Source organism: Luteimonas sp. A649 (assembly GCF_054072735.1).
In genome coordinates, this window is sequence record NZ_JBSVRQ010000001.1 from 507,755 (window position 1) to 533,832 (window position 26,078).

Sequence of the window (26,078 nt, forward strand, 5' to 3'; positions counted from 1 at the left end):
ATGAAGAACATGCGTACGAACCCTCGTGGAACACGTGCAGCCTCGTCGCAGCGCAAGTGGTGGGCCGCGCCCGCGGGCTTCCTTGCGGCCATGCTGGCCATGCCGGCAACGGCAGGCATCGACATTCCGGATGATCCGCTGACGACGGGCGCGCGGGTACCGCCGAACATCCTGTTCGTCCTCGATGACTCGGGGTCGATGGCCTTCGATGCGATGCCTGCCAGTAGCGTTAGTTCGACCTGGACGACCAGGACGTATGTACACAACGCCGTCTACTACAACCCGGCCAAGACCTACCTTCCGTGGGTCGGCGGTAATGGCAACCTGTTGACCGGAGGCACGTCCTACAACGCGGTGTACGGCAGCTTCAACCTGGTGGGGGGCGGGACGATCGACCTCGGCGATCCTGATAGTTGCCGGAGCTACAACCGTAATCAAAGCCCCAGGAATACCGACAGTGGGACGCAGGTATGTGGCGGTGCGCAGACTTTCTACGTGCCGCGGAATCTCGCAGGCAATCTGTCCAGCCAGTCGAACTATTACCGATACCAGATCGCTGAAGGCGGTACGGATGTCGTGCGCGCCGAATACGGTGCGGTTTCTGGATCCAATCAACAGACCGTACTGGTGGAGGGGCAATCGCAATTTACGGGAGATCTGCAGAATAACAACACGGTCACGCGTAGCCTTGCTTCAGTCTCTGCTGAAGTTTCACTGGATGTGCTCATTCGGAATATTGAAGATGGAAACCAGACGCGTAACTTGCGGTACTGGGTCAACTCTCCGTCTGGGAGAACCATTTGCGATGGTTCACTTTCCAAGAATCAAAGCACAACTTGCACCGTCGCTCCCACCGAGGCCGGCCAGTACACGGTTGTGCTCGAGCGGAGTAACGACAGAAGTACAGAGTATCGTTTGTCAGCCCAAAGGTACGTGAGTACCAGCTGTGACGGGGGGCAGAGCGGCAACGGCTGGATTAACTGCACTCCAGCCACCACGCCGACGGGGCGTTCGGTTGCCGCCGAAAAGATCAACTTCGCAACGTGGTTCTCGTACCACCGCACGCGTATGAAGGCGGCGAAGGCGGGCGCGAGCGCGGCGTTCAACGAGCTTGGTTCGAATGTCCGCGTCGGGTTCCGCACGATCTGGCAGCAAAACGGCACTACTACCTCGGGCAACTGGCCGAGGCAGGACGTGCCGATTCCGGTCCAGTACAACGATGGCCTGTTCGACGATGTGACCGTCGCTGGCGTGACGTACGACAACAGGAGCAAGTGGTACAGCCGGCTGCACGGGTCGATCGGCCAGGACGGCACTCCCCTGCACGGTGCCCTGTACCAGGCGGGAACTTACTACCAGAGTTCCGGCATCAATTCGCCGTATGGTCCGCTGACTGGCAGTGACCAGCTTGCCTGTCGCCAGAACTTCACGATCATGACGACAGATGGTTACTGGAACAACGAAACCCAGAACTATCCTTCGGGAGGTCGAGTGGGGAATGCCGATGGCACGGCCGGCCCTACGCTCACCGAACCGACCACCGGGGCCTCCTTCACGTATGTGGTCGAGGCGCCGTACGCCGACACGCATGGCGGGACGAACGGCACCTTGGCCGACGTCGCGATGCGCTTCTGGAAGAACGACCTTCGTCCGGATCTGCGCAACATCGTGCCGACCACGACGGCCAATCCGGCGTTCTGGCAGCACATGGTCACGTTTGGCCTGAGTATCGGCCTGAGCGGCAACACGGGATACGGGAGTGTCAGCGAAGTTCCCGCCAACTTCGCCAGCTGGCCCAACCCGATGCCGTCGGAGAACGCCTCGCGCATCGATGACCTGCTGCATGCCGCCGTGAACTCGCGTGGCACCTTCGTGGCCGCTTCCGATCCGGACGAGTTCACCGAAGGCCTCAAGTCGGCGCTGGCGGCAATCGTGGAGCGGACCGGGTCGTTCTCGAACGTGGCCGCCAACTCGACCGCGATCGACAGCGAAACGCGCGTATTCCAAGCCAACTATGTTTCGGGTCCGTGGACCGGCGAGCTGAGGTCGCAGCCCATCACCCTCGAAGGAGGCGTGGACGAGGTCAACTGTGCGGGAACCGGCCAGCCCGGTAACGGCTGGTGCGCATCGAAGGGAATCCCGACGGTGGCCAACCGGAACATCTTCACCTCGAACGGCCACAACAACGGTAATCCGCTCAGCCCCGTCGTGACGGGCGGTATCACTGGCCTCGCGTTTCCCTCGCAGGCGACTGCCGACCAGCTCGCCAGCCTGAACCGCCCGGGTCCGTCGATGCATTTCCCGGTGAGCGGGGCGCAAAATGCCGCCTATATCGCCGGCGAGCGCAGCCTGGAGCTGATCCAAGGCGGACACCTCCGTAACCGCATCCATCTGCTGGGCGACATCGTGGGTTCGTCGCCAGCGCATGTCGAAGACACAGACACTATCTACGTCGGGGCCAACGACGGCATGCTGCATGCGATTGATGCAACCAACGGCGACGAGCTGTTCACTTTCATCCCGGGAATCATCAACTGGGCGCATCTCGGGATGCTGAGCCGCCCGGACTACGCGCACCGCTATTTCGTCGATGGATCCATCGTGGTCACCACGCGGCAGCAGACGCCGGATACGAACATCCTGGTGGGTGCACTGGGCAAGGGCGGCAAGGGATTGTTCGCCCTTGACGTCACCACTCCTGGTTCATTCGGAACCACCGACTTCCTGTGGGAGCGCGCCGAAACCCCCGAAGGCAACATGGGGCTGGTACAGGGCCGCCCGATCCTCGGCAAGGTCAAGGATGGCGCGGCGCTGAAGAACGCCGTGATCCTCGGCAACGGCATGAACAGCGCGAGCGACGAGGCTGTGCTGATCGTGCTCGACCTCGATGACGGCAGCGTCATCGGGGAGATCAGCACAGGGGCGGGATCGGCTGCGCTTCCGAATGGGTTGTCATCCCCCACCGGTGTATTCGGTCCCGATGGCAGGACGCTGGCGTACATCTACGCCGGTGACATGCTCGGCAACGTGTGGAAGTTCGACCTGTCGTCCACGAACCCTGCGTCGTGGAGCGTGAGCTTGCTGTTCACCGCGACCAATGCTGGTGGCACCGCGCAGCCGATCAGCGGCGGCGTGACCATTGCGACGCATCCGACGACCAACAAGCGCTGGGTGTTCTTCGGGACGGGGCGCTACATGACCACGGGCGACGTGGCCAACACGGCGGTGCAGGGCATGTACGGTTTCATCGAAGAGGCAGATACGCTTTCGCGGACGGATCTCACGCAGCGCACCGTGGCGGCCACCGGCATAGGCCCGGAACCGCATCTCTACCCGACCAGGGCGTTCGAGGCGAGCGCTGCGCTTCCAGTGGGATCCAAGGGCTGGTTCATTGACCTTCCCGCGTCGGGCGAGCGCATCGTGCAGGATCCGCAGGTCGTGTCCACGTTCCTGATCACGGCCAGCATGATTCCCAGCGGCGACGCCTGTGAGTCGGACGGGTCCGGATTCATCAACGCGCTGAATGCGTTCACCGGGACCAGTGCGGGCGGTTCCTACTTCGACCTGGATGAGGATGGCAGCACCACGGATGAGTATGTGGGGGACATCCCCGTGGGCTCGGTGAACCTTGGCGTCGGCATGCCGACCCTGCCCAACCTGCTGCGCGGAAGGCTGGTGACGGGTGGTACCGGCGGTTCGAGTCCCGGTTCGCCACTGACCTTGCAACCACGCTGGGACCGCGCATCCTGGCGCGAAATCAGGGGGGACTGATCGGTGAATCCGGATATCAAGCGTTTCCAGTCGGCGCGCGGCGCCTCGGGCTTCACCCTGATCGAGGTGATGGTGGTGGTGGCCATCATCGGCATCATCGCCTCGATCGCGCTGCCCAGTTACAACGAGCACGTGCGCAAAACACGGCGTGCAGCGGGCGGGGCGTGTGCTCTGGCGGTGGCGCAGCAGATGGAGCGGTTCTACACGGCGAACATGACCTACACGGGCGTCGTGGCCAACACGGCGATCTGCCAGGACAGCGCGCTGGACTACTACAACATCGTGGTGGTCGCGAACGGCAGGACGTACACGATCAGCGCGAACCCGACGGGGACCCACTCCGGCGATGCCTGCGGCACGCTAGGCGTCAACCAGGCCGGGACCCGCGACGCCGACGGGACCAACTGCTGGTAGCCGGACTGCAGGTACGAAGACGGTGAACAGGAGGCCCGCAACGATCGCGGGCCTTCTGCTCTATGCCCTTCCCATGGAAGGCAGTCGTGCGCCGGTCATCCGGGACAGGGCGTATCGCTCGCCGAGCGCTCGGTGCGTGGGCGACCGGCATTGTTGACCACCACGGCCCCCAGCTGAGCGCCCTTCCTGTTGCAGATACGGATGCTGAGGTTGCTGCCCGCGCTGCGCCCATCCGGCAGGTAGCGGAGGTAGCTGCGTCCCGTGGAACTCTGGATGTGAAGGTGCGTGCTTCTTGGCAACAGGTCGAGCTGCAGCAGGTCAGCAGCCCGCGTCGGCCTGCGCCGGTTTTCACGGTCGACGAACACCATCCAGCCGTTCGACCAGTCGCCGCCGGTGTCGCAGCGCAGGCCATCCGTGGACGGGCAGAGGACGACGGGATGGCGATGTTTAACCGCGGCCAGGCGGGCGTGGCTCATCTGGCTGACCAGCGACGCCATCGCAGCGGAGGTGCGCTGGTGTTCAAGCAGGGCGGAAAAGGCGGGCAGTGCAACGGCGAGGAGGATGGAAAGGACCGACAGCGACGTGACGACCTCGATCAGTGTGAAACCCACGGGGCTGCGTGGCATGGCTGTCTCCATGGCCGGCGTCCATGCCGGGAGGGACAGCTTCGATCGTCGCAGCGGCGGAACCCATCAGTACGGGAAGGCAGCGTAGGTCGGAAAACCCGTGCTCAAGCCCTCGGACTCCGCTCCTCCCGCACCTTCGGCCGCCGATCGCTGAGCAGCACGCTCACCACGATCCCCAGCCCCAGCGCCGAGGCGATCAGGAACATGCCCATCGCCACCGCCGGATAGCCGAACAGTTTCGGTCCGGTGACGTCGCCGCGCATCAGCATGGCACTTGCCAGGATCAAAGCGGCCACGATCACACCGGCGGCGACGCGGTTCGCGATCTTCTGCAGGTTCTCCGTCAGCCGGGATTCCTGCAGACCCACCATCCGCACCTGCAGCCTGTTCTCCGACAGCAGCGACAGGATCGTCGACACCTTCCGCGGCGCTTCCTGCAGCAACGCCTGCAGCTCCATCGCATCGCCTGCCAGCCGCGTCGGCGAAAACGCCTGCCGCACGCGCTGGCGCATCAGCGCCTGCAGGTGGCCTTCCACCACGCGCTTCATGTCCAGCTCCGGGTCCAGCGCGCGGCTGACGCCTTCGAGGTTCAGCAGCGTCTTGCCCAGCAGGTGCATTTCCGGCGGCGAGCGCAGGCCGCAGGCCATTCCCAATCGCGCCAGTTCCATCATCAGGGCGCCTTCGGACAGGGCGTGCGAGCTGCCGTGCGCGGCGTAGCGGGCAACCAGGTGCCCGACTTCGCGCATGTAGCGGACTTCGTCGAAATCTTCCAGAGCAATCGACATCGCGATGGTTTCGGCGGCTACTTCTTCGCCACGTCCGTCAACGGCGGACAGCAGGAGCTTGAGTAGATGCTCGCGCTGGCGTGGCGGTACGTGGGCGACCATGCCGAGGTCGAAGATCGCCAAGCGCTCGTCCGGTGTCACCAGCATGTTGCCGGGGTGCGGGTCGGCATGGATATCGCCATGCACGAACACCTGGTCAAGGTAGCCGCGCACCAGGGCCGTGGCCAGCGGTTCGTAGTCGTGCTCGGTGCGACGCAGGCCACCCAGTGCGGTGACCTTGCTGCCGCGGACCAGCTCCATCGTGAGGACGCGGCGGGTCACCAGGTCGCGCAACGGGGCCGGCACGATCAGCTCGGGATAGCCGGCCAGCCGCTCGCGAAAGCGCTCCAGGTTGTCGGCTTCCAGGCGGTAGTCGAGTTCGGCAAGCAGGGACTTGCGGAATTCGTGGATCCAGTCGGAAAAGCGCAGGCGGCGGCCGATGCGCGTTCCGGCGTCGGCGCGGCGGGCGATGCTGGCCAGGCTGTCCAGGTCGGTGCGCACGACTTCTTCCACGTCCGGCCGCTGCACTTTGACCGCCACTTCGCGACCGTCATTGAGCACGGCGCGATGCACCTGGGCCAGTGAGGCCGAACCCAGCGGGACGTCGTCGAACTCGCGGAAGAGTTTGCCAAGGCGTACGCCCAGTTCGGCCTCGACGATGGCGCGGATGTCGGCGGCCGGCACCGGCAGCACGTCGTCCTGCATGCGTTCCAGGGCAGCGAGATAGGGCGGGGGCACCATGTCATGACGGGTGGACAGCGACTGCCCGACCTTGATGAAGGTCGGCCCGAGGGCTTCCAGGTCGCGGACGAAGGCTTCCGGTCCGCGCTCCCCATCGTCGCTCACGGCAGGGCTCCGCCGCTCATCACTGGCGTCGAAATCCGGGCCGCTGAACAGACCGGCGCCCCGATGCTTCAATGCGAACCGCAATACCTGGGCGCTGCGCGCCATGCTGCTGTTTCCGGCCATGGGTCCTCCTTGTGGCGCCAAGGTAGCCGGGGCGATGTCAAGACGGCGCCGCGGCCACCGCGCCCGCGCGATCCGCTTCCCGCCTGTCGCGGCTTGGTCGCCGCTTCCGCCCGCTCCCGCCTGCCGCGGCTTCGTCGCCGCATCCGCGCTTCCGTCGCAAACCGCTCCAGCCCCGCGGTGGCGCCGGATATGCTCCGTCGCACTCCCACCCGAAACCGACGTCCGTGATCAAGAGCCTCTTCTTCGTCCTCCGCCTCGCCGCCGCATGGTTCCTCGCGGTGCTGCTGGTGGCCATGATGTGGTCCGAGCTGCCGCTGCTGGGGCGCCTGGAGTGGCCGATCGTGCTCCTGGGAATGGCGACAATGGCGCTGGTCGTCGCCGGGGCGCTGTCGCATCTGGGCCGCGTGCGCCTGATCGCGGGGCGGGTGGACAAGGCGGTGCTGTCCAATCGGCAGCGTCGGCAGGTGGAGATCCCCTTCGAGGCCGGGGAGGCCTTCGACCTGCTGGAAGCCGCGGTACGCGAACTCCCGCGGGTGGAGCATGTAGAGGCCGCGCGCGACAGCCTGCAGCTGCGCGCCAAGGTCGGTCGCCCGAAGACCTACGGCGAGCATCCGCTGGGCCGCTGGAACCCGCTGTTGTGGTTCGGCATCCCCCGCAACCAGATCCTGGCCACCGTGACGCCAAGCGACGACAGTGGCAGCGTCACGCTGATCTGCGAGCCCGAGTCGCCGGCATGGAGCGACTGGTTCCTGGTCGACGACGGCACCAACTACGAGAACGCCGAGGCGATCACGCGCGCGATCAGCCGCCGCGTCGCCGGGCATCGTCGCGGCGAGAAAGCCGCTGCAGCACAAACCGCCACCGAGAAGGAACTAGCCGTCGCGCGCCTGAGCCTGCTGCACGCCCAGGTGGAGCCGCACTTCCTCTACAACACGCTGGCCAGCGCACAGCTGCTGGCGGGCAGCGATCCGCCGCGCGCCGAGGAGATGCTCGGCCACCTGATCCAGTACCTGCGCCACTCGCTGCCGCGTACCGAAGAGGAGCTGTCGACGCTGGGCCAGGAACTTGAGCGCGCGGTCGCGTACCTCGAAATCCTCAAGATCCGCATGGGTCCGCGTCTTGCGGTGCAGTTGGACGTGCCGGAGAACCTGCGCGCGACCCCGCTACCGCCGATGATGCTGCAGACCTTGGTCGAGAATGCGATCAAGCACGGCCTGGAACCGCGCACCGCCGGCGGCACAGTGTGGATCCGCGCCCGCCGCAGCGAGGGCGTGGTCGCGGTCACCGTGGCCGATGACGGCGAAGGCTTCAACGCCAAGACCAGCGGGACCGGCATCGGCCTGAAGAACGTGCGCGAGCGCCTGCGCCTGGTCTTCGGTGGCGATGCGGCGCTCGCGGTAGTCGCCAACTTCCCCAACGGCGTCGCGGCGACCATCACCGTGCCCGCGGTCAATGAAGGAGTCCGCAGCCATGTCTGACATCGCGTGGACCTGCGTGGTCGCCGAGGACGAGGCGCTGCTGCGGCGCTCGCTGCTCGACCAGTTGCACCGCGCCTGGCCGGAGCTGCGCGTGGTAGCGGAGTGCGACGACGGCGCCAGCGCACTGGAGGCCATCGCCGAACACCGGCCGCAGGTTGCCTTCCTCGACATCCGCATGCCGGGTCTCAGCGGCCTGGAGGTTGCGTCCGCAACTGCCGAGGCCAGTCCCGGCACGCGCATCGTGTTCGTCACCGCCTATGACCAGTACGCCATCGATGCGTTCGAACGCGGCGCGATCGACTACCTGCTGAAGCCGATCTCGGCCGAGCGCCTGGCAGCCACGGTGCAGCGCCTGCAGGTGCGCGGGGGCAGCGACGCCATGGCGCTCGCGGCACTGCTCGAGCATCTCGGTCCGCTGCGTCCACGCGAGGATGCGCCGCCGCCGTTGACCTGGATCACCGCCAGCGCGGGCCGCGAAACCCGGCTGGTGCTGGTGGACGAGGTCGCCTACTTCCGCGCCGACAACAAATACACGACGGTGATGACCGCCGACGGGGAATCGCTGCTGCGCACGCCGATCCGGGAGCTGCTCGAGGTGCTGGACCCGACGATGTTCAAGCAGATCCACCGCTCGACAATCGTGAACCTCAAGGCCATCGCCGGTATCACCCGCGATGACAGCGGCCGCGGCACCGTCCGCCTCAAATCACGGCCCGAAACGCTAGCCGTCAGCCAGACCTTCATGCCGCTGTTCCGTCACATGTAGCGCGCGTTCGACGTCCAGAACGTATTGCCGCATCACTGCAACCGAGGTGTCCCGTGAACAAGCTCCTTGCCCTGTGCTATTTCGTGCTTTCGCTGTTCGGCTTCGACGGCGGCGGGGCGACGTTCGTGCATCGCGTCGGTGCGGACGGTGGAGACGTGCTCTACAGCAAGGCGCAGGTGCAGGCCGGGGTCGGGCGTTTCGAGTGCCTGCGCAGCGAAAGCGGGCAGTGCCACTACACCGTCTATCCGCGCGACTGCACGCCAGCGACAGCGACAGCGGCGACGGCGCAGGCCACCGGATGCCGCGCGGCCTCCGCGCAACGCTTCGTCATCGCGCGCGGCGACAGCCGCCAGATCAGCGGCCTGCACGACATCCGCCTGTGCGTAAGCACCGACGGCGGCACGCGGGGGCCGGATTGCGAGCCCGGGGCGTCGATCGCGGTGCGCTGACGGCGCCATTCACGCACCTCCGACGGGCGGCACTCTAGTGTCAAACCGGCTCCTTCTCGAGGTGATGCCCATGAACCGCTCCAAGACGATGCTGGCACTGGGTTTCGGCGGCGCGATCCTGCTGTCGGCGTGTGATCGCAGCGATCGGCAGACCGACGCAGGGGACGCCCGCAGCCAGGCGGAAGCCGGCGAGGATCGCGCGCGTGCCGACATGCCGCCGCAACGGCCGACCGGCACCGTGGCTCCCGAGCAGGGAACAGGCGTGCTGGGTAGCGAGAACGCGACGCTTGCGATGTCCGGCACGGCGTCATCGCACTTGGTCGATGGCGCCGGAAGCGCGGTCTACGTGCTGGCCGGAAATACCGACGGCGGCAAATGCGATGCGGCCTGCGAAGAAGCCTGGCCGCCGGTGCTTGCGCTTGAGACGCAGCCTACTGCCGGCACTGGTGTCGAGGGTGCGCACATCGGCACCCTCGTACGTGGTGACCGCACTTATGTCACCTACGCAGGGCAGCCGCTGTATCGCTATGCGGGCGACGCCGGTGCCGAGCGCACAGCCGGCGCCGGCGTCGAGGACCAGTGGGGGAAGTGGTCGCTGGTGGGCCTGGACGGGCAGCCGCAGGCCGATCCGCGGTAGTTCCGGCGGACCGCTGGATCAGTCCTTGGCGGTGTCGCTTTCGGCACCGTCTTCCTTCCAGCGGTCGCTGCGCGCCTCCGGGTCGTCGTCACGCCAGCGGCTGCGTTCGGAGGGTTCGCGCTCCTCCGGGGCATTGCGCGGGTGCGACCCAGTGCTCTCGCCGCGGCCGCGTCCAGCGTGGTCGCCCCTGCCGGGTCCGCGCTCGGCGTAACCACCCTGGTTGTCGTGGGGGAAGTTGTTGTCCTGCTTGCCCATGTCGGCGCCTTCCTGTCGTGCTGCCGCGCCCGGTGCGCGTGGCTCGATAGTCGCAGCGCAGGCGCACACTGGCCGTGAAGCCAATGCGCGGGCAAAGAAAAAGGGCCTGCGGATTGCTCCACAAGCCCTTGAATTCTTGGCGCCCGAAGTTGGACTCGAACCAACGACCCCCTGATTAACAGTCAAGTGCTCTAACCGGCTGAGCTATTCGGGCGGGGACGCACATTTTAGTGACTGTGGCCGTCTGGTCAAGGTCGACGCACCTGTGAGAGTCAGGGACACGCTGTTTCGCGGGTCGGGCGCTCGGTCCGCACCCGCCCCAGGCGGTTCACCACCACCTTTCCGCGCAGCTGGCCGCGGGCGCATGCGTTCACTGTCAGGTTGCTGTGCGCGGCCATGCCGTTGGCCTGGTAGCGCAGCCAGGGGCGGGTCGAGGTCAGGCGAAGGCGGTCAGCGCCGCCGGCGGGGGCCTGGCTGACGCGCAGCAGGTCGTCGGCAGCATCCGGCTGGCGATTGCCGTCCGGGTCCCGGAACACCAGCCAGCCGCGGCTCCAGTCGTGGTCGTTGCTGCAGCCGGCGCCTGGCTGGCCGGGGCAGACCACGACCTGTTCGCGGCGCATGATCGCGCTGCTGCGGGCCATGGCCAAGTCGGCCGAGACCAGGTGCAGGCTGGTGGCCAGTCGCTGCCGCTCAAGCGTTCCGCTGAGCGCGGGCACGCCAAAGGTCAGGCTGATGGCCAGGATCGCCGCCACCGCCATCGCTTCGATCAGGGTAAAGCCGGCGTCCTTGCTGGCCATCGCTGCTCTCCGCTTCCGGCGTCCGTGCCGGTTGCCCCAGAGACTGGACCCGCCATGCAGCCATCGGAATCGGCGGGAACGCGAGGCCGCTGTAGGGGAAGCCGGCAGTGATGTGAAGGGGAGTACAGGAGTGCGCCCGCGCGCACTCCTACAATGGGGGGATGAATCGTCCGGATTACCCGCAGTTCCAGCTTGTCTCCCCCTACCAGCCCGCCGGCGACCAGCCGCAGGCGATCGAACGCCTGATCGCAGGCTTCGAAAGCGGCCTGGCGCAGCAGACACTGCTCGGCGTCACCGGCTCCGGCAAGACCTACACCATCGCCAACGTGGTCGAGGCGGTGCAGAAGCCGACGATCGTGATGGCGCCGAACAAGACGCTCGCCGCGCAGCTCTACGGCGAGTTCAAGTCCTTCTTCCCGCACAACGCGGTCGAGTACTTCGTCAGCTACTACGACTACTACCAGCCCGAGGCCTACGTGCCCTCGTCGGACACCTTCATCGAGAAGGACAGTTCGATGAACGAGCACATCGAACAGATGCGGCTGTCGGCGACAAAGGCGCTGCTGTCGCGGCCGGACGCGCTGATCGTGGCGACGGTCTCGGCGATCTACGGTCTCGGCGATCCGGAGGATTACCTCAAGCTGCGCCTGATCCTCGCCCGCGGCGAGCTGATCGACCAGCGCCAGCTGATCCGGCACCTCACCGAGCTGCAGTACACGCGCAACGACACCGAGTTGCGCCGCGGCACCTACCGCGTGCGCGGCGAGGTGATCGACGTACATCCGGCGGAGTCGGAAGCGGAAGCGCTGCGCATCGAGCTGTTTGATGGCGAGGTCGAAAACCTCAGCCTCTTCGACCCGCTCACCGGCGAGGTGCAGCGCAAGGTGCCGCGCTACACGGTCTATCCCAAGACCCATTACGCCAGCACCCGCGAAAGCGTGCTCAACGCGATCGAGACCATCAAGGTGGAGCTCAAGGCGCATCTGGAGAAGCTGTACGCCGAGAACAAGCTGGTCGAAGCGCAGCGGCTTGCCCAGCGCACCCAGTTCGACATCGAGATGATGGCCGAGGTCGGCTACTGCAACGGCATCGAGAACTATTCGCGCCACCTCACGCGGCGCCCGGACGGCGCGCCACCGCCGACGCTGTTCGACTACCTGCCGCCCGACGCCCTGCTGGTGGTCGACGAGTCGCACGTCACCGTGCCGCAGATCGGCGGCATGTATCGCGGCGACCGTGCACGCAAGGAGACGCTGGTGGAGTTCGGCTTCCGCCTGCCGTCGGCGCTCGACAACCGTCCGCTGCGCTTCGAGGAGTGGGAGGAGCGGGCACCGCGCAAGATCTTCGTCTCGGCCACGCCTGGCAAGTACGAGCTTGAACACTCGGGCGACGAAGTCGTGGAACTGGTGGTCCGGCCGACCGGTTTGATCGATCCCGAGGTCGAGATCCGCCCCGTGGCGACCCAGGTCGACGACGTCCTGGGTGAGATCAACCTGCGCGTCGCCATGGGCGACCGCGTGCTCATCACCACGCTCACCAAGCGCATGGCCGAGAACCTCACCGAGTACCTCGGCGAACACGACGTGCGCGTGCGCTACCTGCACTCCGACATCGACACCGTCGAGCGGGTGGAGATCATCCGCGACCTGCGACTGGGCAAGTTCGACGTGCTGGTGGGCATCAACCTGCTGCGCGAGGGCCTGGACATGCCGGAGGTCTCGCTGGTGGCGATCCTCGATGCCGACAAGGAAGGCTTCCTGCGCTCGACCGGCTCGCTGATCCAGACCATCGGCCGCGCGGCGCGCAACCTGCGCGGCAAGGCGATCCTGTATGCCGACCGGGTCACCGACTCGATGAGGCGCGCGATCGACGAGACCGACCGCCGCCGGGCGAAGCAGGTCGAATACAACCTCGAGCACGGCATCACCCCGCGGTCGGTGGCGCGGCCGGTCATGGACATCATGGAAGGCGCCCGCAGCGACGCCGCCGAGGCCCGCGCCAGCGGGCGGGGCAAGGGCCGCAAGGTCGCCGAACCGGCCGACGATTACGCGCGGATGGACCCCGCGCGGGCCGCCGCCCGGCTCAAGGAGCTGGAGCAGCAGATGTACCAGCACGCCCGGGACCTGGAGTTCGAGGAGGCCGCGGCCGTCCGCGACCGCATCCACCAGCTGAAGGAGGCCATGCTGGCCTTCCGCTGAGACTTGCCGGGACCCCGTCGAGCAGCTAGAATTCGCGTCCCTTCGGGGCGGTTAGCTCAGTGGTAGAGCACTACCTTGACATGGTAGGGGTCGGGGGTTCGAAACCCTCACCGCCCACCACTTTCGTGGACAACAAACCTCCGGCTCCGGGGGTTTTTTGTTGCCCGGCCGGGTCATTACCCGCCCGGCCTGGCGCTTTCGGCCAGGTGCCCGTGCAGGATCCGCCGGATCTCCAGGATCGCCTGCGCGCTCTCCTGGACGCTGTGGCCCGAGATGATCACCTTCTCCGACAGCGCGCCCGGCAGGTGGGCGCTGCGGTAGGGCACGAGGCCGTCATCGGAGGCCTCCAGCGGCAGGGCCGGGTCCGCCTGGGCAATGATGCTGTGGTAGCGCACGCGCGGCGATATCGGCAGGTCCGCGGCGGCCCGCACGAACGGGTCGTTCTCGCTCAGGTTGTCGATGCTGTTGGGCAACACGAAATCACCGGGGGATGCGCCCTCGTCGCCCGTGAAGACTTCGCCCACCTCTTCGAGCACGGTCAGGGGCAGCCGGACCAGCTTCGCGATGAAGCGCCCCAGGCGGTTGCCGGCCACGGCGGTGCCTCGGTGCGGGGCGGCGATGAAGATCACCCGGTCGACGCCCGAAAGCGGTTCGAAGCGCAGCATCCGCTCCAGTCGCGGGCCTGCGCGCTCCAGGCGGCCGTCGTCGAGCTCGTAGTTCTCCAGCATCCAGTTCCACAGCTGGTCGTCGGCCGATGACACCAGCAGGCGCGACAGCACGCCGCCCATGCTGTGGCCGATGAGCACGGTGTCGCGCGAGGCCTGCGCCGTGCCCTGCGGATCGAAGTGCCGCAGCGTGTCGGTATAGATCCGGCGGATCGCGGCCTGGTTCAGCACCAGCGGCATGTTGGTGGGGTAGTAGACCTGCCAGATCTGGAATTCCCGGCGCAGCGTCTCGTCGCCCATCACTTCGTTGGCCACGTTCACCCAGGCTTCCGGGCTGCTGGCGAGGCCGTGGATCATCAGCAGGATCCGGCGGTCCGGATCGTAGGGCTGCATCATGTACAGGTGCGGACGGGTGATGCCGCTTTCGCGGCCGAAGAGGGTCTGCAGCGACTGCCGCGCGAATCCAGACCGCGCCAGCCACAGGCCGTAGCCGGCGGTGTAGTTGGCGGCCAGCGGCACCTGCAGGCCGTGCAGCTCGATGGTGTCCTCGTCGTAGGGGTCGTGCGCGCTGACGATCAGTTCCCGCGTCGCGAGCACCCCGGCGAGGTCTTCGCCGGGGAAGCGGATCAGCAGAGTCAGGGCAGGCGAGGGCATCTCGCTCCAGGCGCGGGGCCGTTCTCCCCTGCGCGGGCGTTCGCCTGCATCCTCGGCGCCGGCCTCCAGGTCATGCAGCGGTGGCGGTGCCGCCGACGTCACCGGGTCGTCGCCCATCACCGCCACCACCTCGGCGCCAAAGCCGTCGCGGCGATAGATGCTGCGCAGGCCGGCGAAGTTCAGCGCGGACGCAGGCACCAGCTCCGCCGGCAGGTCTACTCCCTGGGGCATGCGGATGCCGGACATGTCGCTGTGGATGGTCCATCCGGCGATGTCGAGCGAGGCGCCGCCGTCGGGGACGTCGGCCGCCGATGAGCCTTCGTGGACACCGGCGTCGCCGATGCGTTCCTGCCAGCGCGCGAACATGCCGCTCGCGGCCTGTTGGACGGCGTAGTTGTAGTAATCGCGGACCTGGGTCTGCCGATCTTCGAAGGCGCGCTCGCCCGGCGCGCGTTCGCTGAAGAAGAGGTAGGCATAAGCGTGGCGCGCGGCTTCGAGCCACGCATCAAGCTGTGCATCCGCGGCAGGCACGGTGCCGCTGGGCGTCAGCGCCATCGCCTGCTGTGTCCACAGTTCGGCCAAGCTGGCCAGGCGTCGCTCCCCGGCGATGCCTTCCACCGCGGCCAGCGCCGGCATGCAGCCTGGTGCCGGCGGCGTGGCGCAGGGTCCATCGTCGAGACCTGCCACGCGCAGGGTCGCCTGGGTGGACGCGCTGAGCTCGTTCGCGGTGAGGATGTCGCCGCGCTTGATGGCGATGTATTCGCCGGGACCCAGCGCCTCCGCCTCCACCCGCGGTGCGAACTCCTTGAGGATCGCGCAGCCACCCAGCAGCAGGAGCAGCAACCCCGAGGACAGGAGCCGGACCGGCATCCGCACCTCGGTCATGGCGCAGTCCCGGGTGCCGGGACGCCGGGCACCTGCCGGCGGATCGCGCGGGAGAACGCGGCTGCATCGGGGTCGTCGGCAGGGACCGCCAGCGCGCGCGGGTTGATGTAGCCACGCTCCTGCAGCTCGTCGAAGCTGTAACCGGCCGTCAGTCCGCCCTGGTCATGGGCGTACTCGGCGAAGTGGCCCGACAGCAGCAGGCGATAGTCCATGGGCAACCCCGGTGCGACGTGGCGGGCGATGTCGAAGATGACAGTGGTGCAGTTGCCGGTCAGCGAATTGTAGAAGGCTGGCCGCAGCCGCAGGGCATTGGCGCTGTCCACGAAGCCGAGGAACATCCCGCGCAGCGCCTCCGGCGGCGCATCCAGGCGGTAGAGGAACACGTCTTCGCCGCGGGCGTTGCTGCGGGTGCGGATGATGTCGCGCTCATCCGCGGCCACCAGCACCTGTTCGTAATTGCGGAAGAAGCCGGCCAGCGCCGAGAAGCTTTCCTGCCGCTCCTTGCGGATCTCCGCCGAGAACACCACCTGGCTGCCGTCCTCGAAGCCGAACGACACCAGGGTGTGTGCGATATGCGGTCCCATCCAGTAGGACAGCACCAGGTCGGCCGTGGCCAGCCGGTCGAGGTCGTACTCGCGCGTTTCCCAGCGCTGCGTGTAGTCGGTTTCGCTGCGCCATTCGAAATTGCGGACGTTGCGCAGCACCACCCGGTTGTCCCGCACCTCCGCGTCCAGCAGGCGGGCGACATCGTCCGCCCACTCGCGGTCGTGCGAGGGGGAGAGGGTGAACCACCAGGCGAGCAATGCGGCGAATCCGGCCACGAACGAGACCAGCAGCGGGCGCTGGCGGACGCGAAGGGCGTGCCAGGCGGGAGCCAGGCAGGCGGCGGTGCCAAGCAGGCACCAGGCGACGACCGGCAGCATGCGCAACGGGGCAGATCCCGGGCCATGGAAGTGGAGCAGGAGTCCACCCCACACGGTGGCAGCGGCGATCAGCAGCGACAGCACGCAGCTTGCTGCGATCCGCAAAGCGCGGCAGCCACCCGCTTCTGGCGCGGCACTCTCCTGGTCGGACTCGTACTTGGACACCGCTGCTCCTGCTGCCTGTGACGCGGGAGGCATTGTGGCGCAGCCATTCACATGGGTCACACCGCGGCCCGCATAGCGTTGCCTGCATTGCATCCGCCGCCACAGGAATCGACATGATCAAGTGGGCCATCATCTTCGCCGTCATCGGACTCATCGCCGGCGCGCTCGGATTCACCGGCGCCGCGGGCGCTGCCATGGGTATCGCCAAGTTCCTGTTCTTCGCGGCGATCATCATCGCCGTGATCCTGTTCGTGCTTGGCGTGACCATCTACAAGAAGGTCACCTAGCCCGGGCGCAGGGCTGGCGTCCGGCCGGCGCGCGTGTTTGACTGACCGGTCAATCACAGGCCGGGCGCCGGAATTCCATGAAAACACCTAGCGGCCTGCAGCCGCTGATCGATGACGGCGTGATCGACGAAGTCATGCGTCCGCTCAAGAGCGGCAAGGAGGCCGCGGTCTACGTGGTGCGCGCCGGCGGCGACATCCGCTGCGCCAAGGTCTACAAGGACATGGCGCAGCGCAGCTTCCAGCAACGCGTGCAGTACCAGGAAGGCCGCAAGGTCCGCGGCAGCCGCGAGGCGCGCGCGATCGGCAAGGCCACGCGCTACGGCCGCAAGCAGCAGGAAGCGGAGTGGAAGAACACCGAGGTAGATGCGCTGTACCAGCTGCGCGACGCCGGCGTGCGCGTGCCGGAGCCCTACGGCTATTTCCACGGCGTGCTGGTGATGGAGCTGGTGGTCGACGCCGACGGCCACTCGGCACCGAGGCTGGCCGAGGTCGAGCTGTCGCCGGAGCAGGCACGTGGCTTCCACCGCGTGCTGGTGCGCCAGGTGGTGCGGATGCTCTGCAGCGGGCTGATCCATGGCGACCTGTCGGAGTACAACGTGCTGGTGGCGCCGGACGGCCCGGTGGTGATCGACTTCCCCCAGGTGGTCAGCGCCGCGGGCAACAACGCCGCGCGCACGATGCTGCTGCGCGACGTCAACAATCTCACGGCCAGCCTCGGCGCCTGGGCGCCCGACTTGTTGGACACCTGGTACGGAGAGGAGATGTGGGCGCTGTTCGAGGCGGGCGAGCTGCAGCCGGACAGCGAACTGACGGGTGTGTTCGTCCATGATGAATCCGCGCCGGACATCGACGGCGTGCGCGAAGCGATCAACGACGCGCGCGAGGAAGCACTGATCCGCCAGCAGGGCCGCGAGGCCGCGGCGGAAGAGGACTGAACCCGCGGGCCGGCCGTGCCGGCAGGGCGGCTCAGGCCGGCGAGTGGCGGAGGATGGCCGGATCCCGCATCACTTCCGATGCCACGACTTCGCGCACGAAGCAGGCGCGGTAGGCGGCAAGGTCCGGCAGGCCGATGCCGTAGGGATCGCCCGCGACGTACAGCGTGACGTGCGGCACCCCGCAGTCGAGCGTCAGTCCGCTCTCCTGCGCCAGGCGATAGCGGAACTCGGCGTAGCCGGGCGCCTGCATGTGTTCGATCAGCGACCAGGCTTGCAGCGGGCCGTCCCATTGCTCCTTGGCCTTGTGCAGCAGCGCGTGTCGCCCGGTCCCCCGTGGTACCCACTCGACCGACTCGAACAGGGCGCGCATGCGCGCTTCGCCCAGTTGCGCGCGCAGGGCGATGCCGGCATCGCGGTTGAGCAGGGTCATGTGCAGTTCGCGCTTGCGTTCCAGCACATGGCCGTCCAGGCGCAGGCGCAAGGGCATGCCTGGCGGCAGCAGCGGCTGCGGATCGAGCGGCAGGATGAGGCCGCCATCATCTCGGAATCCAGGCCAGCGCATCGGCAGGCTCCTCCCGTGGGACTCGTCCGCAGCTTACCCTGTGCGCCGCGGGAAAATCCGCTGCTGCGCCGAGCGCCGCCATCGTGCGCGGCTGCTGCCGGCGGCACCGGTCCCCACGCTGTCGACAAGCCTGACGATGTCGTGAACGCAGGTTTGCTGGCGCCTGCGCGCACGCGAGGTCCGGCGTATCGTTGGAGGCTGCTCCCCCACAGCACCCCACGAGGTGACCCCATGAAGCATGTCTTCATCACCGCCGCACTGGCCGCGATGGCGTTCGCCGCCGCCCCGGTCCTGGTCCATGCGCAGGACGAGCCCGAAGAGGCCGCGCGCAGCCGTGCCAAGGACGCGCGCAAGGCCGACGACCGGTTCTGCATCGAGCAGACCGGCTCGCGCATCGTGGCCGCGCGCAACGCACGCTCGAAGTCCGAGCAGAAGGACTGCGTGGCCACCGGTGGCCGCGTCTATACGCGCGAGGACATCGAGCGGACCGGCTCGGTCGATCTGCAGGACGCGCTGCGCCGACTCGATCCGTCGCTGCGCTGATCCCCCGACGCAACTTGTGACGCCCGGTCCAGGCAGGGCGTCCGCGGTTCGGAGGCCCAGCGTTGGCCTCCACAGCGCCCGGCCCCGTGCCGGGCGTCTTCTTTTCAGGCGATGCGATAATCCGGCGTCCAGTCCTGTGTTGATGACGCGCCCATGTCGACCCGCCACGACCCCTCCCGTACCGTCCGCGCGCCCCGCGGCACCACGCTCAGCTGCCGCTCGTGGTTGACCGAAGCGCCGTTCCGCATGCTCCAGAACAATCTGGATCCCGACGTGGCCGAGCGACCGGAGGACCTGGTGGTCTACGGCGGCATCGGCCGCGCCGCGCGCGACTGGGAAAGCTACGACGCCATCCTCGAATCCCTGCGCAACTTGGGCGACGACGAAACCCTGCTGGTGCAGTCCGGCAAGCCGGTCGGCATCTTCCCGACCCACGCCGACGCGCCGCGGGTGCTGATCGCCAACTCCAACCTGGTGCCGGCCTGGGCCAACTGGGAGCACTTCAACGAGCTCGATCGCAAGGGTCTGATGATGTACGGCCAGATGACGGCCGGATCGTGGATCTACATCGGCAGCCAGGGCATCGTGCAGGGCACCTACGAAACCTTCGTTGAGATGGGCCGCCAGCACTACGGCGGCAGCCTCAAGGGCCGCTGGATCCTGACCGCGGGCCTGGGCGGCATGGGCGGCGCGCAGCCGCTGGCGGCGTCGCTTGCCGGCGCAAGTTCGCTGACCATCGAATGCCGCCAGGCCAGCATCGATTTCCGCCTGCGCACCCGCTATGTCGACGAACAGGCGAGCGATATCGACGACGCCCTGGCGCGGATCGCGAAGTACACCGGCACGGGCGAAGCGAAGTCGATCGCGCTCCTGGGCAACGCCGCCGAAATCCTGCCGGAGCTGGTGAAGCGCGGCGTGCGTCCGGACTGCGTCACCGACCAGACCAGCGCCCACGATCCCGTGCATGGCTACCTGCCGGTTGGCTGGACCGTCGAGCAGTGGATGGCGGAGCAGCAAGCCAATCCTGAAAAAGTGCGCGACGCCGCCAAGCAGTCGATGCGCGTGCACGTGGAGGCGATGCTGGCCTTCCACGCCCGCGGCATCCCGACCGTCGACTACGGCAACAACATCCGGCAGATGGCCAAGGACGAAGGCTGTGCGAACGCGTTCGACTTCCCGGGCTTCGTGCCGGCCTACGTGCGGCCGCTGTTCTGCCGCGGCATCGGCCCGTTCCGATGGGTGGCGCTCTCCGGTGATCCCGAGGACATCTACAAGACTGACGCCAAGGTCAAGGAGCTGATCCCCGACGACGAGCACCTGCACAGCTGGCTGGACATGGCGCGCGAGCGCATCGCCTTCCAAGGCCTGCCGGCGCGCATCTGCTGGGTCGGCCTGGGGCAGCGCCATCGCCTGGGCCTGGCGTTCAATGAAATGGTCCGCAACGGCGAGCTGAAGGCGCCGGTGGTGATTGGCCGCGATCATCTCGATTCGGGCAGCGTGGCTTCACCCAACCGCGAGACCGAAGCCATGAAGGACGGCAGCGACGCGGTCAGCGACTGGCCGCTGCTCAACGCCATGCTCAACGTCGCCGGCGGCGCGACCTGGGTCTCCCTGCACCATGGCGGCGGGGTGGGCATGGGCTATTCCCAGCACAGCGGCGTGGTGATCGTCTGCGACGGCAGCGAAGAGGCCGACAGGCGCCTGGCGCGGGTGCTGTGGAACGACCCGGGCACCGGGGTGATGCGCCACGCGGACGCGGGATACGAGATCGCGAAGGAGTGCGCGAAAGAGCAGGGCCTCAAACTGCCGATGGCCTGAGCGTCTTCACGACCGGATGAATGCGGACGCCGCATGATCCGCGACCGCTTACCGATTCACCTGGAGCACCCCTGATGAGCAACGGACAAGGTTCCACCGGCAACGTCATCGCCGCCATCTGCAGCCTTTTCATTCCCGGCCTGGGCCAGCTGGTGCAGGGGCGCGTGCTGTCGGCGATCCTGTGGTTCGTCGCCGGCTGCATCGCCGGCGGGCTGACCTGGATCATCACCCTGTCGCTGTTCCCGTTCGGGTGGTTCGTGGTCAGCGTGTTCTCGTGCATCAGCGCCGCGCTCTACCGGCAGCCGGTGCAGCGCTGAGCGTGACTGCCCTCCAGCGCAGGGCTGGAGGGCGCGTACTGGCCGCGAGTACCTACGAAGCGGCTTCGGCAGCGGGATCGTTGAACAGCTGCTCGTAGTTGTCGATCGTCGCTTCCATGTCGACCACCGGAGTGGTGTCGGCGGGATCCGCGTGTAGGGCCTGGGTGCCGGCCATCAGCCGCGCCAGGATGGCGTGCAGGGCGATGTCGGGCTCGGTATCCAGGCTGCAGTTGGCGAACATGTACTCGATCGCGGCGTCGACGTCGGCGGCGCGCGCCACCACGGTGGCCTCATCCGGATGTTGCGCGGCACCGGCGTGCTCCAGGCCGGCGAGCGCAGTGCGGACGCGCGACATGCCTTCGATCAAGGGTGCATCGGGCTGCCAGCGCTCGTGGTTGTCGGGAACGGGGAAGTCCACGCCCGAGGCCTCGGCGACTGCGTGGGCATGGTCTGCGTCATGCGAGTCGGCGTGCGCGTCGGCTTCAGGGTAGGCGTCGTGGGCGGCGGTCGCGAAGTCCACCGACGGGGCCGGCTGGATATCGTCCTGGGCGCAGCCCGACGCCATCGTGCCGAGCACGAGCGTGAGGGCCAACGCCAAGGGGAGTTGCTTGAGTGTCATGGAAAGCTCCAGGGAGCAGTGGGTCTGCCAACCATGCTAAGGGTGGCCAGGCGCCTTCCCCAATGACCCGGGTCAAGCCACGGGTTATTGCAGCGAAACCTCGGTTCCCTATTCATAAAAGTCAGGATTGTGCTATAATTGGCGCGTTAACTCGTTGTAAACATTGAATTTAATTCTTGGAGGATCAAAATCACCAGTCAAATCAAACACTCAATCCTGTCCCTTTTCTTCCCTCGCCGCCCTTCCCGGACCACGCGCTCCCGCGCCAGGTCGAAGCCGGCCACCAGCCTCACGCGCATCCAGGCCGGCCTGCCGCAGGCGCGCTCCGCGCCCGGCCATCACGTGCCCCGCCGCCGCAGCAGCCCGCACGTCGCCTATATCCACGGCAGCTATCGCTTGCGGCCGCGCCGCGACTCCCACATCGGCCAGCCGATGTTCCGCATCAGCTGACCCGCACCATCCTGTCCATCAGGTGCTCGACGATGGCGTCCATGTCGCCGCAACGGCCCATGTGCACCTGCGAGGTCTGGATGACGGCACTCCGTTTTGCGGTCAGCCAATGAAAGCGTGCGCGCTGAGGGAGCAGGCCGATCGGACCGCCCCCGGGGCCGCCTTCGCAGATGCGCCGGATGGCGTCGAGGTGCGGCCGCAGGGTGGGCAGGTCGATCCGCGGATCCAGTGACCGCAGGCGCACCTCGTCCAGTTCGATGACCGCCTTGAGGTAGCCCGTCTTCTCGCAGGAAGCGATCACGCCGACGTTGATGAACTCGCCGCGCTCCACGCGTGGCACCACCCGGATCACGGCGTAGTCGTAGCTGTCATGCGCGCGCACGGATGGCCTCCTGCACGAAGGCGCGGGGCAGCACGAGACGCTGCTGCAGGTAACTTGCGTAGGCGTCGCGCTGCTGCTGCGGGCTGCCGAAGGCGTCGCCGCCCTGGAGCCATGCATCGGGAACCAGCGCCACGATCTCCGCCAGCCGCTCTGGCGGCAGCAGCGCGCTGAGGCGCGCGTCCGCCTGCCCCAGTTCGCTGGCCCAGGAAAGCAGCACGTGCTCGCGGATGAGCGGGAAGGGCTTCCCGGCGCCCGAGGTGTCGCCGTCCCAGCCGTGGTGGAAGTACAGCGACGCGCCGTGGTCGATCAGGGTCAGCTGCCCGTGCCAGACCAGCAGGTTGGGGTTGCGAACGGTGCGATCGACGTTGCTGGTGAACGCATCGAACCAGACGATCGCCGAAGCGAGCCCGGCCGAGGGCTGTTCCGCCACCGGATCGAAGTTGACCGCGCCCGGAAGATAGTCGAGCGCGATGTTGAGGCCCGCGCTCGCCTTGATCAGCTCCTGGATCTCCGGGTCGCCTTCGGTGCGGGCCAGCTCGGCATCGAGCTCCATGAACACCAGTTCGGGAAACGGAAGCCCGAGCGCCCGCGCGATACCGCCGGAGACCAGCTCCGCCACCAGCGCACGCGGGCCTTGGCCGGCGCCGCGGAACTTCAGCACGTACATGCCGTCGTCGTCGGCTTCGACGATCGCCGGCATCGAGCCGCCTTCGCGCAGCGGCGTGACATAGCGGGTGGCGGAGACGGTTCGCATCGGACAAGCATAGCGCCGGCGGTCGCGAGGGCGCTGTGTCCGGCCCTTTCGGCATTGTCTGGCGCTCGCCGGGCGGCGTAGTCTGCGGATCAACCCGACCGCAACACGAGCCGCGTCCGAATGAGCGAAGCAACGCCCCGGCCCCGCCCCTCGCGAAGCCTCTTCCGCACCAAGTCCATCGAGCAGACCATCGCCGACAGCCGCGAGCCCGGCCGCGAGCTCAAGCGCACGCTCACCGCTTGGGACCTGATGATCCTGGGCGTTGCGGTGGCGGTTGGCGCGGGCATTTTTTCGGTCGGCGCGCGCGCGGCGGGCAGCTTCGCGGGGCCGGCGGTCACGGTGTCGTTCATGCTCGCGGCGCTGGCCTGCGCGCTGGCGATCATGTGCTACGCGGAGTTCGCGTCCAGCATCCCGGTCGCCGGCAGTGCCTACACCTATACGTATGCCACGCTGGGCGAGTTCCTGGCCTGGATCATCGGCTGGGACCTGATCCTGGAACTGCTCACCGCGGGCGCGGTGATCGCCAAGTACTGGGGCATCTACCTGGCGATGGTGTTCGAGCTGATGGATGTCCACATACCCACCACCATCGCCGTGCTGGGCATCGCCGTGGACTGGGGCCCGCTGTTCATCGTGAGCGTGTTCACGGGCCTGCTGATCCTGGGCACCAAGCTGTCGGCGCGGGTCAACAACGTGTTCACCGTGATCAAGGTCGGCGTGGTGGTGTTCGTGATCGTGGTGGGCTTCACCTATCTCGATCCGGCCAACTTCACGCCCTTCGTCCCGCCCTCCGAACCCGCCACGGGTGGCGACGCGGATGTCTGGTCGCAGTCGCTGTTCGCCTGGGCGACGGGTGCGGAGCCGGCGAAGTACGGGCTGGCCGGCGTGCTGTCGGGCGCGGCGCTGGTGTTCTTCGCCTTCATCGGCTTCGACGTGGTCGCGACCTCGGCCGAGGAGGTCAAGGATCCGCAGCGCACGCTGCCGCTGGGCATCTTCGGCGGCCTGGCACTGGTGACGGTGCTTTACATCGGCGTCGCGCTGGCCCTGACCGGCATGGTGCCGTACACGCTGCTGGCCGAGGCGGAGAACCCGTCGCTGGCGACGGCCTTCGTGGCCGTCGGCGCGGGCTGGGCGGCGCAGGTGATCTCGATCGGCATCCTGCTGGGCCTGACCACGGTGATCATGGTGCTGCTGATGGGGCTGTCGCGCGTGCTGCTCGCGATGAGCCGCGACGGCCTGCTGCCGCGCTGGCTCAGCGTCACGTCGAAGACCCGCAAGACGCCGGTGCGCCTGCAGCTGATCACCGGCGCCGCGGTGGCGCTGCTGGCCGGCTTCACCCAGGTCGAGATCCTGGAGGAGATGATCAACATCGGCACGCTGTCGGCCTTCGTGCTGGTGAGCATCGCGGTGGTGGTGCTGCGCAGGAAGCGGCCGGACCTGCCGCGCGCCTACCGCGTGCCGTTTTCTCCGGTGCTGCCGATCGTGTCCGCCGTGCTGTGCTTCTACCTGATGCTCAACCTGACCACGCTGACCTGGGTGCGCTTCGCGGTGTGGCTGGTGATCGGCGCGGCCATCTACTTCGCCTACGGGCGCAGGCACGCGCGCGTGGGCCTGGCGATGCCGGACTAGGGACCGTGGCCCGCGCACCGGGGCCGTGGTCCGTTCGCCGGCGCGGCGGGGTGCTTCAGCGTCGTTCGCGTGCTTCGTCGTCGCCGAGCGTGTCGCTGCGCTTGTCGTCGGCGAAGGAGCGGCCGTCTGCGTCGACATCGCCAAGCTGGTCGTCAAGCGCCACGTCCAGGAGATCGGCGCCGGTGTCGACGCCGATATTGTCGATCGCCGAGACCGCGCGCGGATCCTTCAGCTTCGGCCCGCGGGTTTCGGGCAGGTCGGCGCCGTCGTCGAGGCTGGATTCCTCGGCCGGTGCGTCGGGGATGGTGGGGTTGGACTTGGCCATGGGGGGCTCCAGAGCGTGGAGGGCCCAGTGTTGGCCACGCGGCGTCATGACAGTGGCAACGGAGGAACCGGTATGAACCAGATCGCGATCCTGACCCCGGATCCCGCCGACGACAGCTACCACGGGCTCTGGCAGACCGTGCTGGCCCGGCTGCAGGATGCGCTCGCGGCGCAGGGCATTCCGGTGGTGGCGACCCCTTGGACCGCGCACGTGGACGACGCCGACGGCCTGCGTGGCCATGCGCAGGTCCTGCCCCTGCTGGTGTGGGGCTATCACCGCGACCACGTCCGCTGGCTGCGCGCGTGCGAGACCTGGCGTCAGGCGGGGGTGCCGATGTCCAACCCGGCCGACGTGCTGGCATGGAACTCCGACAAGCGCTACCTGCTGGAACTGTCGGCGCGCGGCGTGCCGGTGCCACCCACGGTGCTGACGCGCCAGCTGACGCCGGAGCAGCTGGAAGAGGCGTTCGCGGATACCGGCGCCGGGGAGCTGATCGTCAAGCCATCGGTGTCGGGCGGTGCCTGGAACACGCGCCGCGTGCGTCGCGGCGAGCCCTTCGCCAATGCGCTGCCCGACGAACCGCGAGCGGATGGCGAAGTCATGGACATGCTGATCCAGCCCTACCTCCCGACCATTGCCACCGAGGGCGAAACTTCGCTGCTGTTCTTCGGCGGTACGTTGAGCCATGCGGTGAACAAGCGGCCACCGGAGGGTGAGTTCCGCGTCCAGGAGCAGTTCGGAGGCTTGTACACCCCGCTGCCGTCGCCGCCAGCCGGCGCGCTGGCCCTCGCCGAGCGCACCCTGGCCGCCATCGGGAAGCCGCTGTTGTATGCCCGTATCGACACCGTGCGCGATGCGGCAGGCCACTGGCTGCTGATGGAAGCCGAGCTGATCGAACCGGATTTCTACCTTGGCGCGGATCCGCGGCGTGGTGCGGGATTCGCCGAAGCACTGCGACGCCTGCTGTAGTCCCTCCACAAG

25 protein-coding genes and 2 tRNA genes are annotated in these 26,078 nt (G+C 67.5%); 15 read left to right on the forward strand and 12 right to left on the reverse strand.

What is annotated here, in order from left to right:
* Together ACW5E8_RS02445 and ACW5E8_RS02450 are read left to right on the forward strand one after the other, a co-directional pair.
* Window positions 1-3,771 carry a pilus assembly protein gene (locus tag ACW5E8_RS02445; RefSeq protein WP_456963914.1) on the forward strand — a complete coding sequence of 1,257 codons (3,771 nt, stop codon included), beginning with the start codon at window positions 1-3 and terminating at the stop codon, window positions 3,769-3,771.
* A 3-nt stretch (window positions 3,772-3,774) separates the two neighbouring features.
* Window positions 3,775-4,185, forward strand: a complete 411-nt coding sequence (locus tag ACW5E8_RS02450) for a type IV pilin protein (protein WP_456963915.1) — start codon at window positions 3,775-3,777, stop codon at window positions 4,183-4,185.
* 95 nt (window positions 4,186-4,280) lie between these two features.
* Here ACW5E8_RS02450 and ACW5E8_RS02455 read toward each other — a convergent pair whose 3' ends face one another.
* Window positions 4,281-4,811: a GspH/FimT family pseudopilin gene (locus tag ACW5E8_RS02455; protein WP_456963916.1), complete on the reverse strand. Its 531-nt coding sequence runs from the start codon at window positions 4,809-4,811 to the stop codon at window positions 4,281-4,283.
* A 104-nt stretch (window positions 4,812-4,915) separates the two neighbouring features.
* Window positions 4,916-6,604, reverse strand: coding sequence for an ABC1 kinase family protein (locus ACW5E8_RS02460; RefSeq protein WP_456963917.1), 1,689 nt, complete (start codon window positions 6,602-6,604; stop codon window positions 4,916-4,918).
* A 224-nt stretch (window positions 6,605-6,828) separates the two neighbouring features.
* Here ACW5E8_RS02460 and ACW5E8_RS02465 point away from each other — a divergent pair, with 224 nt between their 5' ends.
* From ACW5E8_RS02465 to ACW5E8_RS02480, 4 genes are all read left to right on the forward strand, one after another.
* Window positions 6,829-8,082, forward strand: a complete 1,254-nt coding sequence (locus tag ACW5E8_RS02465; RefSeq protein WP_456963918.1) for a sensor histidine kinase — start codon at window positions 6,829-6,831, stop codon at window positions 8,080-8,082.
* Complete coding sequence (locus tag ACW5E8_RS02470) at window positions 8,075-8,848, forward strand: LytR/AlgR family response regulator transcription factor (protein ID WP_456963919.1); 774 nt, start codon at window positions 8,075-8,077, stop codon at window positions 8,846-8,848. The genes ACW5E8_RS02465 and ACW5E8_RS02470 overlap by 8 nt, the downstream gene beginning before the upstream one ends.
* A 53-nt stretch (window positions 8,849-8,901) precedes the next feature.
* Window positions 8,902-9,297, forward strand: coding sequence for a hypothetical protein (locus ACW5E8_RS02475; RefSeq protein ID WP_456963920.1), 396 nt, complete (start codon window positions 8,902-8,904; stop codon window positions 9,295-9,297).
* A gap of 70 nt (window positions 9,298-9,367) precedes the next feature.
* Window positions 9,368-9,934 (forward strand): hypothetical protein, encoded by a 567-nt coding sequence (locus tag ACW5E8_RS02480; RefSeq protein WP_456963921.1) that lies wholly within the window; start codon window positions 9,368-9,370, stop codon window positions 9,932-9,934.
* Window positions 9,935-9,952: 18 nt separating this feature from the next.
* On the opposite strand, the gene ACW5E8_RS02485 is transcribed toward ACW5E8_RS02480, so the two are convergent.
* The 3 genes from ACW5E8_RS02485 to ACW5E8_RS02495 form a co-directional block, all read right to left on the reverse strand.
* Entirely contained in the window at window positions 9,953-10,189 is a 237-nt protein-coding gene (locus ACW5E8_RS02485) for a hypothetical protein (protein ID WP_456963922.1), read from the reverse strand.
* 137 nt (window positions 10,190-10,326) lie between these two features.
* A tRNA-Asn gene (locus tag ACW5E8_RS02490) sits at window positions 10,327-10,403 on the reverse strand.
* A 58-nt stretch (window positions 10,404-10,461) separates the two neighbouring features.
* Window positions 10,462-10,986, reverse strand: a complete 525-nt coding sequence (locus ACW5E8_RS02495; protein WP_456963923.1) for a GspH/FimT family pseudopilin — start codon at window positions 10,984-10,986, stop codon at window positions 10,462-10,464.
* A 161-nt stretch (window positions 10,987-11,147) separates the two neighbouring features.
* Between ACW5E8_RS02495 and uvrB the strand changes: the two genes are divergently transcribed.
* Both uvrB and ACW5E8_RS02505 read left to right on the forward strand, forming a co-directional pair.
* Window positions 11,148-13,184, forward strand: coding sequence for an excinuclease ABC subunit UvrB (gene uvrB / locus ACW5E8_RS02500; RefSeq protein WP_456963924.1), 2,037 nt, complete (start codon window positions 11,148-11,150; stop codon window positions 13,182-13,184).
* 45 nt (window positions 13,185-13,229) lie between these two features.
* Window positions 13,230-13,304: transfer RNA gene (locus tag ACW5E8_RS02505), tRNA-Val, on the forward strand.
* Window positions 13,305-13,360: 56 nt separating this feature from the next.
* Here the strand turns inward: ACW5E8_RS02505 and ACW5E8_RS02510 are convergent.
* Window positions 13,361-15,388: an esterase/lipase family protein gene (locus ACW5E8_RS02510; RefSeq protein WP_456963925.1), complete on the reverse strand. Its 2,028-nt coding sequence runs from the start codon at window positions 15,386-15,388 to the stop codon at window positions 13,361-13,363.
* Window positions 15,385-16,416, reverse strand: a complete 1,032-nt coding sequence (locus ACW5E8_RS02515) for an Lnb N-terminal periplasmic domain-containing protein (RefSeq protein ID WP_456965217.1) — start codon at window positions 16,414-16,416, stop codon at window positions 15,385-15,387. The genes ACW5E8_RS02510 and ACW5E8_RS02515 overlap by 4 nt, the downstream gene beginning before the upstream one ends.
* A gap of 173 nt (window positions 16,417-16,589) precedes the next feature.
* On the opposite strand from ACW5E8_RS02515, the gene ACW5E8_RS02520 reads away from it, so the two are divergent.
* Together ACW5E8_RS02520 and ACW5E8_RS02525 are read left to right on the forward strand one after the other, a co-directional pair.
* Window positions 16,590-16,763, forward strand: a complete 174-nt coding sequence (locus ACW5E8_RS02520; protein ID WP_456963926.1) for a DUF1328 family protein — start codon at window positions 16,590-16,592, stop codon at window positions 16,761-16,763.
* Between the two features lie 77 nt (window positions 16,764-16,840).
* Window positions 16,841-17,698 carry a PA4780 family RIO1-like protein kinase gene (locus tag ACW5E8_RS02525; protein WP_456963927.1) on the forward strand — a complete coding sequence of 286 codons (858 nt, stop codon included), beginning with the start codon at window positions 16,841-16,843 and terminating at the stop codon, window positions 17,696-17,698.
* A 31-nt stretch (window positions 17,699-17,729) separates the two neighbouring features.
* Here the strand turns inward: ACW5E8_RS02525 and ACW5E8_RS02530 are convergent, their stop codons facing one another.
* The gene (locus tag ACW5E8_RS02530) at window positions 17,730-18,260 is read right to left on the reverse strand and encodes a hypothetical protein (RefSeq protein ID WP_456963928.1); all 531 of its coding nucleotides are present in this window, start codon (window positions 18,258-18,260) and stop codon (window positions 17,730-17,732) included.
* A 231-nt stretch (window positions 18,261-18,491) separates the two neighbouring features.
* Here ACW5E8_RS02530 and ACW5E8_RS02535 point away from each other — a divergent pair, with 231 nt between their 5' ends.
* The 3 genes from ACW5E8_RS02535 (at window position 18,492) to ACW5E8_RS02545 (ending at window position 20,938) form a co-directional block, all read left to right on the forward strand.
* A complete protein-coding gene (locus tag ACW5E8_RS02535) occupies window positions 18,492-18,803 on the forward strand; it encodes a hypothetical protein (protein ID WP_456963929.1) in 312 nt (103 codons plus the stop codon).
* A 153-nt stretch (window positions 18,804-18,956) separates the two neighbouring features.
* Window positions 18,957-20,621, forward strand: coding sequence for a urocanate hydratase (gene hutU / locus ACW5E8_RS02540; RefSeq protein WP_456963930.1), 1,665 nt, complete (start codon window positions 18,957-18,959; stop codon window positions 20,619-20,621).
* A 74-nt stretch (window positions 20,622-20,695) separates the two neighbouring features.
* Window positions 20,696-20,938: a hypothetical protein gene (locus tag ACW5E8_RS02545; RefSeq protein ID WP_456963931.1), complete on the forward strand. Its 243-nt coding sequence runs from the start codon at window positions 20,696-20,698 to the stop codon at window positions 20,936-20,938.
* 52 nt (window positions 20,939-20,990) lie between these two features.
* Here the strand turns inward: ACW5E8_RS02545 and ACW5E8_RS02550 are convergent, their stop codons facing one another.
* From ACW5E8_RS02550 to ACW5E8_RS02560, 3 genes are all read right to left on the reverse strand, one after another.
* Window positions 20,991-21,557, reverse strand: a complete 567-nt coding sequence (locus tag ACW5E8_RS02550; protein ID WP_456963932.1) for a hypothetical protein — start codon at window positions 21,555-21,557, stop codon at window positions 20,991-20,993.
* A gap of 442 nt (window positions 21,558-21,999) precedes the next feature.
* Window positions 22,000-22,389 carry a DUF3037 domain-containing protein gene (locus ACW5E8_RS02555; protein ID WP_456963933.1) on the reverse strand — a complete coding sequence of 130 codons (390 nt, stop codon included), beginning with the start codon at window positions 22,387-22,389 and terminating at the stop codon, window positions 22,000-22,002.
* Window positions 22,376-23,143, reverse strand: a complete 768-nt coding sequence (locus ACW5E8_RS02560) for a HipA family kinase (protein WP_456963934.1) — start codon at window positions 23,141-23,143, stop codon at window positions 22,376-22,378. Before ACW5E8_RS02560 ends, ACW5E8_RS02555 begins: the two co-directional genes overlap by 14 nt.
* A gap of 120 nt (window positions 23,144-23,263) precedes the next feature.
* Between ACW5E8_RS02560 and ACW5E8_RS02565 the strand changes: the two genes are divergently transcribed.
* Entirely contained in the window at window positions 23,264-24,772 is a 1,509-nt protein-coding gene (locus ACW5E8_RS02565; RefSeq protein ID WP_456963935.1) for an amino acid permease, read from the forward strand.
* A 55-nt stretch (window positions 24,773-24,827) separates the two neighbouring features.
* On the opposite strand, the gene ACW5E8_RS02570 is transcribed toward ACW5E8_RS02565, so the two are convergent.
* Window positions 24,828-25,097, reverse strand: a complete 270-nt coding sequence (locus ACW5E8_RS02570; RefSeq protein WP_456963936.1) for a hypothetical protein — start codon at window positions 25,095-25,097, stop codon at window positions 24,828-24,830.
* Window positions 25,098-25,169: 72 nt separating this feature from the next.
* Here ACW5E8_RS02570 and ACW5E8_RS02575 point away from each other — a divergent pair, with 72 nt between their 5' ends.
* Entirely contained in the window at window positions 25,170-26,066 is an 897-nt protein-coding gene (locus ACW5E8_RS02575; RefSeq protein WP_456963937.1) for an ATP-grasp domain-containing protein, read from the forward strand.
* The last annotated feature ends 12 nt before the right edge of the window (window positions 26,067-26,078 follow it).